General features: G+C 57.2%; 9 protein-coding genes. 3 read left to right on the top strand and 6 right to left on the bottom strand.

Annotated elements, in window-relative coordinates; all coding sequences use genetic code 11:
• From CFR79_RS10300 to CFR79_RS10310, 3 genes are all read left to right on the top strand, one after another.
• Positions 1 to 789, top strand: a complete 789-nt coding sequence (locus tag CFR79_RS10300) for a creatininase family protein (RefSeq protein ID WP_258373536.1) — start codon at positions 1 to 3, stop codon at positions 787 to 789.
• A 52-nt stretch (positions 790 to 841) separates the two neighbouring features.
• On the top strand, positions 842 to 1996 hold the full coding sequence (locus CFR79_RS10305) for a YncE family protein (protein ID WP_110547849.1): 1155 nt from the start codon (positions 842 to 844) through the stop codon (positions 1994 to 1996).
• Positions 1997 to 2063: 67 nt separating this feature from the next.
• Entirely contained in the window at positions 2064 to 2621 is a 558-nt protein-coding gene (locus tag CFR79_RS10310) for a methylated-DNA--[protein]-cysteine S-methyltransferase (protein ID WP_110547850.1), read from the top strand.
• Positions 2622 to 2643: 22 nt separating this feature from the next.
• On the opposite strand, the gene CFR79_RS10315 is transcribed toward CFR79_RS10310, so the two are convergent.
• The 6 genes from CFR79_RS10315 to CFR79_RS10340 all read right to left on the bottom strand — a co-directional run.
• Positions 2644 to 3264, bottom strand: a complete 621-nt coding sequence (locus CFR79_RS10315; RefSeq protein WP_110547851.1) for an acetate uptake transporter — start codon at positions 3262 to 3264, stop codon at positions 2644 to 2646.
• A 206-nt stretch (positions 3265 to 3470) separates the two neighbouring features.
• Positions 3471 to 3857 carry a transposase gene (locus tag CFR79_RS16400; RefSeq protein WP_110547852.1) on the bottom strand — a complete coding sequence of 129 codons (387 nt, stop codon included), beginning with the start codon at positions 3855 to 3857 and terminating at the stop codon, positions 3471 to 3473.
• Positions 3858 to 5055: 1198 nt separating this feature from the next.
• The gene (locus CFR79_RS10325) at positions 5056 to 5514 is read right to left on the bottom strand and encodes a c-type cytochrome (RefSeq protein WP_110547853.1); all 459 of its coding nucleotides are present in this window, start codon (positions 5512 to 5514) and stop codon (positions 5056 to 5058) included.
• Between the two features lie 933 nt (positions 5515 to 6447).
• On the bottom strand, positions 6448 to 6723 hold the full coding sequence (locus CFR79_RS10330) for a hypothetical protein (protein WP_110547854.1): 276 nt from the start codon (positions 6721 to 6723) through the stop codon (positions 6448 to 6450).
• Between the two features lie 116 nt (positions 6724 to 6839).
• Positions 6840 to 7205 (bottom strand): hypothetical protein, encoded by a 366-nt coding sequence (locus CFR79_RS10335; RefSeq protein WP_102323735.1) that lies wholly within the window; start codon positions 7203 to 7205, stop codon positions 6840 to 6842.
• A 108-nt stretch (positions 7206 to 7313) separates the two neighbouring features.
• Positions 7314 to 7746: carbohydrate porin (locus CFR79_RS10340; RefSeq protein ID WP_146220130.1), on the bottom strand; the 433-nt coding region annotated here is incomplete at its 5' end.

The raw sequence follows: 7746 nt of genomic DNA on the forward strand, positions 1-7746 counted from the left end.
ATGCTGGCGCTGTGGGGGGGCACGCCCGCCCATGCCGCCGCCCCGGACAGCGTCGATTTCGCGGACCTGACATGGACCGAAATCCGCGATGCCATCCGCAATGGCACGACCACCGCCATTATTCCTGTGGGCGGCACGGAACAGAGCGGACCCTACATCGCAGTGGGCAAGCATGACGTGCGGGCCATGATCCTTGCGCGGCGCATCGCACGCCAGACGGGGCATACACTGGTCGCCCCCGTCATGGCCTACGTGCCTGAAGGCAGCACGACCCCACGCACGTCGCACATGCGTTTTCCCGGCACGCTCAGCCTTTCCCCCTCCACCTTCCGCGCCGTGCTGACCGATGCGGCGGAAAGCCTGCGCGTGCAGGGCTTTACCCGCGTGGTGCTGATCGGGGATCACGGCGGCTACCAGCGCGACCTGCGCGCGGTGGCGGACATGCTGAACTGGCGCTGGCAGCGCAACGGGGCGCATGTGCTGTACATCCCCGCCTATTATGACGTGATACCGGGCGCTTACGCCACATGGCTGCGCCAGCATGGCCACGGGTCGGAAGTGGGGCAGCATGCCGACCTGTCCGATACGGCGCTGATGCTGGCGCTGGACCCGGCCATGGTGCGCACGCAGGCGCTGCGTACCGCCCCCCTGCCAACGGCGGCGCAGGGCGTGTATGGCGGCGATCCCCGCCGGGCCGATGCGGCATTGGGGGAAGTGGGCGCGGACATGCAGGTCAACGCTGCAGTGGCCGCCATGCAACACGACCTAACAGGACAGAAAGCGAACTGATTGCGCCGGGTTCACGGCGTGCTATAGGGGCCGCGAGGAACAGGATCACACTATGACACAAAAGAAAAAACTGCCGATTCTGGGGCTGGCCGCGTCGCTGCTGATGGGTGGCACGGCACTGGCCCAGACCGTGGACACCATCCCCGGAATGCCGCCGGTCGTGGACCCGCACAACATCTATTCCGAGACGACGGCAGGCCACCTGAACCCGGAAGTGGCCAGGGACCCGGCGCGCGTTTACGTGCCCAACCTGCGTTCGAACAACGTGTACGTAATCGACCCGCAGACATACAAGGTCGTCTCGCGCTTCAAGGTGGGCAAAAGCCCGCAGCACGTCGTCCCGGCATGGGACCTGCGCACGCTGTGGGTGACCAACAATGCCGAGGGCACGACGGCGGGCACGCTGACCCCCATCGACCCGCGCACCACGCAGCCGCTGGCCGATGTGCCGGTGGATGAGCCGTACAACATGTATTTCACGCCCGATGGCAAGTCAGCCATAACCGTGGCTGAAGCACGCGAACGGCTGGATTTCCGCGATCCGCACACCATGGAACTGCAGGGTTCGGTGTCCGTGCCGCAGTGCAAGGGCGTGAACCATGCCGATTTCTCGATCGACGGGCGTTACGCCATCTTCACGTGTGAATTCGGTGGCTATCTGGCCAAGGTGGATACCGTCAACCGCAAGGTGATGGGCTACCTGAAACTGTCTGGTGGCGGCATGCCGCAGGATATCCTGATCGCGCCGGACGGACACAAATTCTATGTGGCGGACATGCATGCCGATGGCGTGTTCATCATTGACGGCGACACCTTCCGCGAGACCGGGTTCATCCCCACCGGCATCGGCACGCACGGCCTGTATCCCAGCCGCGACGGGACAAAAATGTACGTGGCCAACCGCGGTTCGCACAAGATCCACGGGCCGCCCCACAGCAAGGCCGGTGGCGTGAGCGTGATCGACTTCGCCACGGACAGGGTCGTGAACCAGTGGCTTATTCCCGGCGGCGGCAGCCCCGACATGGGCAATGTCAGCGATGACGGCAAGACATTGTGGCTGTCCGGCCGGTTTGATGACGTGGTTTACGCCATCGACACGACCACGGGCGCCACGCGCAAGATCCCCGTGGGGCAGGAACCGCATGGCCTGACCGTCTGGCCGCAGCCGGGTCGGTATTCCATTGGGCATACCGGCATCCTGCGCTAGGATCACCACACCCCGCGCATTGTAGACCATGCGCGGGGATTGGGTTCTTGCATAAGGATAGCAGGCCATGAACGCGTCACAGGTGCGATCACGCGACAGTCAGGGGGATATCCGTCTCGGCATGGGGCAATCCACACTGGGTGCAGTGCTGGTGGCGATGCGTGGCGACCGGATTGCAGCCGTCATGCTGGATGATGATGCGGACAGCCTGCGCCATGCCGCCCATGAACGCTTTCCCGCCGCCCCCATTGTGGAAGGGGACAGCACGATGGACGGGGCGATCGCCACTGTTACGGCCTGCATTGACGCGCCAGGCACGCAGGCGGACCTGCCGCTTGAGTTAAACGGCACGGCGTTTCAGCAACAGGTATGGCAGGCGCTGCGTGCCATACCCTGCGGCACGACCCTGACCTATGCCGAACTGGCCGCGCGCATCGGCAGGCCGGGCGCGGTGCGGGCCGTGGCGGGCGCATGCGCAGCGAACGAGATGGCGATCATCATACCATGCCACCGGGTCATCCGCAGCGATGGCAGCCTGTCAGGCTATCGGTGGGGGCCTGCGCGCAAGGCACAGCTACTAGCCCGGGAACGGGCATGGGTGGCCCATGGCGGCACGCCCGTCTGAACGCGCCGCCTGTCATCCACATTCAGGAAAGATGGACCACCAGATCCTCGTGCTGCTGCGCAATGGACCGCCCGGCACCGGGCAGGCCGATGGGCAGGACAGGGTGGCCGAACTGGATTTCCAGAATCTCGGCTGCGGCCAGATAGATCGCGCTGAAACCGCAGAACAGTCCTTCATATCCCGCCACGACGCCAAGGCCGGGACGGTCGAAAACTTCAGCACTGCCCAGCAGGAAAAACAGTACCAGCAGGCTGAAAAACACGACCTGATGCGCGCGCGACGCAGCCAGTGACCCCAGCGCCATGATGGCGGTGAACAGCCCCCACATCCACAGGTAACTTCCCATCAGGGTAGGGGAAGACGCCGCCACCAGCCCCCATTGCGGCAGGAACAGCAGGACCACCAGCGAAATCCAGAACGCCCCGTATGCCATGAAGGCGGTCATGCCGAATGTATTGCCGTTGCCATATTCCAGCATTCCGGCGACAAACTGCGCAGCCCCGCCAAAAACCAGCCCCATGGCCAGTATCGCCGCCCCCATCGGCACGATATGGGCGTTATGCAGGTTAAGCAGCACTGTCGTCATGCCAAACCCCATAAGGCCCAGAGGCGCGGGGTTGGCTTTGGCATAGTCGTGGGACATAGGGTGGTTCCATTTCGTAACAGGTGAATTATGACAAAACATGTCACCTTATCGGGGCCGGACGTATTAAAATATTGCTTAGGCTCAGGATACATTCTTTGAGATGGAAGCCGGAGATTGCCGCGATCTGGATGACAGGCATGAGTGTATGAGCGCACTGGTCGTAATACGTCGCCAGTCTTTGAGTTTTCCGAACATATTTTCGATCATGCAGCACTTTTCATGCTGGTGCCCGTTGTAAAACGGCTTTGATTTCCCGTTCTTGCCCGGCCCGAAATACAGGCTGTGATATTCTGCCCTGCAAGAGACTGTCTGACCCTGCTGCTGTTATATCTCCGGTCTCTGGTAACTTTCCCGGTCTTATCGGAAAGGTCTGCCAGCAAAACATCGCCCGCTTTGAGGTCACTGACCCGTCCAGCAGTCAGATAAAACCGGACAGGCCGACCCTCGTCGTCACATACGGCATGAAGCCTTGAGTTCAGTCCGCCCTTTGTGCGCCCGATATGGCGGGGAAAAGCTCCCTTTTCGGGCAGGGAGACATAGAAGGTCAGGTTGGGAACATGTTGGCTGTTCCGTAGGTTACGCCCTGACAGTTAACGTAGTAAATGCTATCTATATTTTACATTGTTTTCATTATATCCGGTGATGACCTGCTTATATCGGGTTTTAGTAATGATGCGTCAGCAGGACCATTTTGGACCGGAGATGCGGCTGTTATTCAGCCTGCCAAAGGACATACAGATGGACATATCATATGTTCGATGTGATATTTGGACATCAGATTTCAAATAGAGAACCATGCGGCCTGGACTGGCATATCGTAATGAAAAACCACGCTATAAAATGTACAGGCATCAAGAATAGATTAAAAATATTAAGCTTCTGCATTCTCATCTTTTTTCCATTCCGGACACATGCCCAGAGCATAACGCCCGAGCAGGAAGTGCTGGGTTTTTATGAAAATATATGATTGCATGCGCTCAATTTGTTAATAAACCAAAACAAAGGGACATGGATGATTTATTTTGTGGTGTAGACATTAAAAAATACATTACAAAATCATTGTTTGAAAAAATAGTTCGCTCCTATAAATCTGAACCAGAGGGTGATCTTCTACCACCATGGAGCCCAAATTATTTGGGAGATTCAGATTATTTTCTCCACATTCAGGATTTTGATGCCCAGTGGGCATCCTCCATGTCGAGCAAGATTATACATAAAAATAAAAACATGTCCGTTGTCCGTCTTTTTATGGATTTCCCAAAAGATTCCGGCGAATCACTCGCGATATGTGTCCGGCTATAACGTGACAAGGTAGGCTGGAAAATTTACCAGGTAGATCTACCTACAGATAATAACCTTCCAGACTGCAAGGGCGGATAATTACTTTATTATTAATAAACATTGTTATTAAATAATATTGAATGTCGTTTTATTTATATGATCGATATTTTTATAATACACAACCACCTGCAAGCAACCTTACTGACAACATCCTTGATTCGGATAGGCATGTTTCTGGACTTCTGCGAGGTCTTCAGTATTATCGCAGTATCAAGACCTGTTAGTTTGTTGAATTGAACTGTGTTCCGTGATTCACAGTCATTCGGAGAGGGTTATACTGTATTTTCCTTTGACGTCTGGCATGCCGCGCGTGGATGATCGCCGCGTCCTGAACGGATACATGAAGAATATTCAGGCAGTGCCTTTTTTCAGGAAGGCGGCGTAGCCTGAATCTTTTAAAAAAAGCTGCACCAAACACTTTCTTACGTTTTTCTAGAATTTCCGGGGTCAGGGCAGGGGATGAATGACATCCAGAATTTTGCGTTTTTCCGCCACCGCCGGGGGTGACAGGCGCTCCGTCCGGGCTGTAGCAATATCGGAGGGGGTAAAAAGTACCGTTTCCTCCCCGCCCGGCAGGCTGGCGACATGGTTCAGGATGGCGGCAATATCCTCATCGGGCAGCATCTTGAACGAAGGCATGAACCCGGCATAGGTGTCGCCCCCTACCGTAATCCGGCCCATGATGCCATTCAACGCGACGGCAGCCATGTATTGCCGCCCTTCCGCCGTGGCGGAAATCTGCGCCGCACGCCCGACCAGCGGCGGAAACTGCCCCGGACGGCCCTGCGCGCCCGCTTCATGGCAGATACTGCAATTGGTCTGGTACAGCACCGCACCGTCCCCCGCGAACGCAACATTTCCCAGCGGCAGCAGGCCAAGCATGACGGTGGACAGTCGTTTCATCATCCCTACGTTCCCGGCAGATCCGGCACCCGTAACAGGCGCCATGGGGACCTGTTTATCGTTTCAACATCGAATTCAGTATACGTCACGAACCGGTGAAAGCATGCCACAATACCATGGCTTACATCATATTTTTCAGTATAGTGTCGTTAACGCCACAGGATATAAGCTCTTTTATGCAATAGATATTTGAAATGATTGGTAACAATATGAATCATTTCCTGAAAATCGACATATTATGACTTACAACTCGCCCCTATGCTGATTTTATATATCGAGAGATGATACCTATGTTGTGGATATAAGGGCCTTTTTTGAAATTCGATATGACAGGTGTCAGAGCACTGATGCGTAAACAGGCATCTGGATACGGACGCAGGGGCCACAAGACGAAACACGATCCTTCTGGCCCGACGAATGAGAAATGGGATCTGATAGCGCCTGCAAACCGGCGCGAGCGGAGACAGACAAGCAGCATTCCTGAAATAATCAGGACGCAGCACTATACCGCCCGTTCAGGCTGCGGCTATGTGATGGCCCCCGGCTCAGTCTGGCTCAAGGTTCGCTGCTGCAGCCCGTTCCTCGGGGGTCGTTTGTAAAAGACTACGAACAGCGGATGAATGCGGCAGGGACCACAGGTAGCCTCATGCTGCACCGAAACACCCATCCCTGATTTTCCCGAATGGTCCTTGACCCCATTGCCGTCTGAATACCGCAAAGCGCCCCCCAATGGACAGGCCGCCGTCACACACGATGCACCATGCGCGTTTTCCCTGCGCACGAAAAAAAAGCGCCCCGCCGAAGCGGGACGCCGAGTTTAGGGATTGGGAGACGTTGTGGTGTCACGATATCCACATCCCTTTAACTACATTGATGGATAATAGTTTTATCGAATTCGATTAAATGACAAAAAATACATCTACCGGGACATGCATATCACGCGCCATGAATCATGACGTAATGCCGCGCGAACGGCAGCATGACCACAATGCCCAGCAGGCCAAACACCACCGTCATGCCTGCGAAGGTCACCATGTGGTGTGGATAATCTTCGGTGTAAAGCAGGCCGCAGACCCAGAATATCACGGCTTCCAGCGCCAGCGCGCCACCCAGCACCGGCCGGTGAAAGAATGGCCCCGACAACCACCATACAAGGGCGGCCAGTATCACCACCATCGCGCTGCTGCGCGACAGGAAACGGATCGCACGCATGTCTTTCCTGAACCTTGGGGAAGGGGAGCAGGACTCACGCCTTCGTGATCATGCGTGCAGTATGCCTTTATTCATCCCTGCGGGCAACGGCGCGACCCGTGCCCGCGGGGCATGGCTCACATTTTCTGCGCGCCGTCCGCAGGTGCCTGCGTAGCAGGGGCGGGGGCGGCATCGGGGTTCATCTTGCCCGGCGTTGTCGAATGTTCGACATCATACGCCGTGGCCTTTTCCTGATACGTGCCCTTGGAACCGGGATGTTCCTTGTCATACAACGCCGCCTTGGCCCTGGCTTCCTTGCGGTATTCATGGCGCTTGTACATGCCGGTCGCACACCCGGCGGCGGCCCCCAGCACGCCATGGCCCGCCACATGGCCACCTACCGCGCCGACGGCGCCGTATTTCAGGCAGCCACCGGGTTCGGCGTGGGCCGTGGTTGCGCAAGTAATGGCGGCAAGCGCCGCCAGCGTGGCTATTCTGCGCATGGATTATATCCTTTTCGCGTGTATCGGTGTCACGCGCCCAGACATATCCGATGGGTCATATTTTGTCACGTTTTCCCCAATCCCGGCAGGTAGGCCGCAGGGCGGGAATCAGAAGGTCAGGCTACTGTGAAGGCCGAAAACGGCCTCGTTGCCCACGCGACGGTTTCCGGTCCAGTCCGCCACCCCGCCGGAAGGGTTCCAGACGTACTGGAAGTCAGGCTGCATCACCATCCACGGCGTGACCTGCGCCTGATAGGTCAGTTCCAGATGGTTTTCGTTGCCCTGCACGATTGATCCGCTGTCGCGGTCGAACTGGCGCTGGCCTGAACTGGCCCGGCCAATGCCCCAGCCCAGCCCGATCGTGTCGTTGTCACGCCCCCTGAACGGCGCTTTCAGGTTCACGCCCGCATCGATGGCGAAGCTGATCAGGTTGCGGTCGCCACCATTGCCGGTCGCACGCAGGAACACGCCCACCGACCGTGCGGATTGCAGCGAAGGCCGCCAGATCATCTGGTCGATGATGCCATACACCATCCAGTTG

It is taken from the genome of Komagataeibacter saccharivorans (assembly GCF_003207825.1).
Lineage (GTDB): Bacteria > Pseudomonadota > Alphaproteobacteria > Acetobacterales > Acetobacteraceae > Komagataeibacter > Komagataeibacter saccharivorans.

Coding starts and splice junctions, on each gene's coding strand:
- CFR79_RS10310 (WP_110547850.1), top strand. CDS start 2,064: ATGAACGCGTCACAGGTGCGATCACGCGACAGTCAGGGGGATATCCGT.
- CFR79_RS10300 (WP_258373536.1), top strand. CDS start 1: ATGCTGGCGCTGTGGGGGGGCACGCCCGCCCATGCCGCCGCCCCGGAC.
- CFR79_RS10305 (WP_110547849.1), top strand. CDS start 842: ATGACACAAAAGAAAAAACTGCCGATTCTGGGGCTGGCCGCGTCGCTG.
- CFR79_RS10315 (WP_110547851.1), bottom strand. CDS start 3,264: ATGTCCCACGACTATGCCAAAGCCAACCCCGCGCCTCTGGGCCTTATG.
- CFR79_RS10335 (WP_102323735.1), bottom strand. CDS start 7,205: ATGCGCAGAATAGCCACGCTGGCGGCGCTTGCCGCCATTACTTGCGCA.
- CFR79_RS10330 (WP_110547854.1), bottom strand. CDS start 6,723: ATGCGTGCGATCCGTTTCCTGTCGCGCAGCAGCGCGATGGTGGTGATA.
- CFR79_RS10325 (WP_110547853.1), bottom strand. CDS start 5,514: ATGATGAAACGACTGTCCACCGTCATGCTTGGCCTGCTGCCGCTGGGA.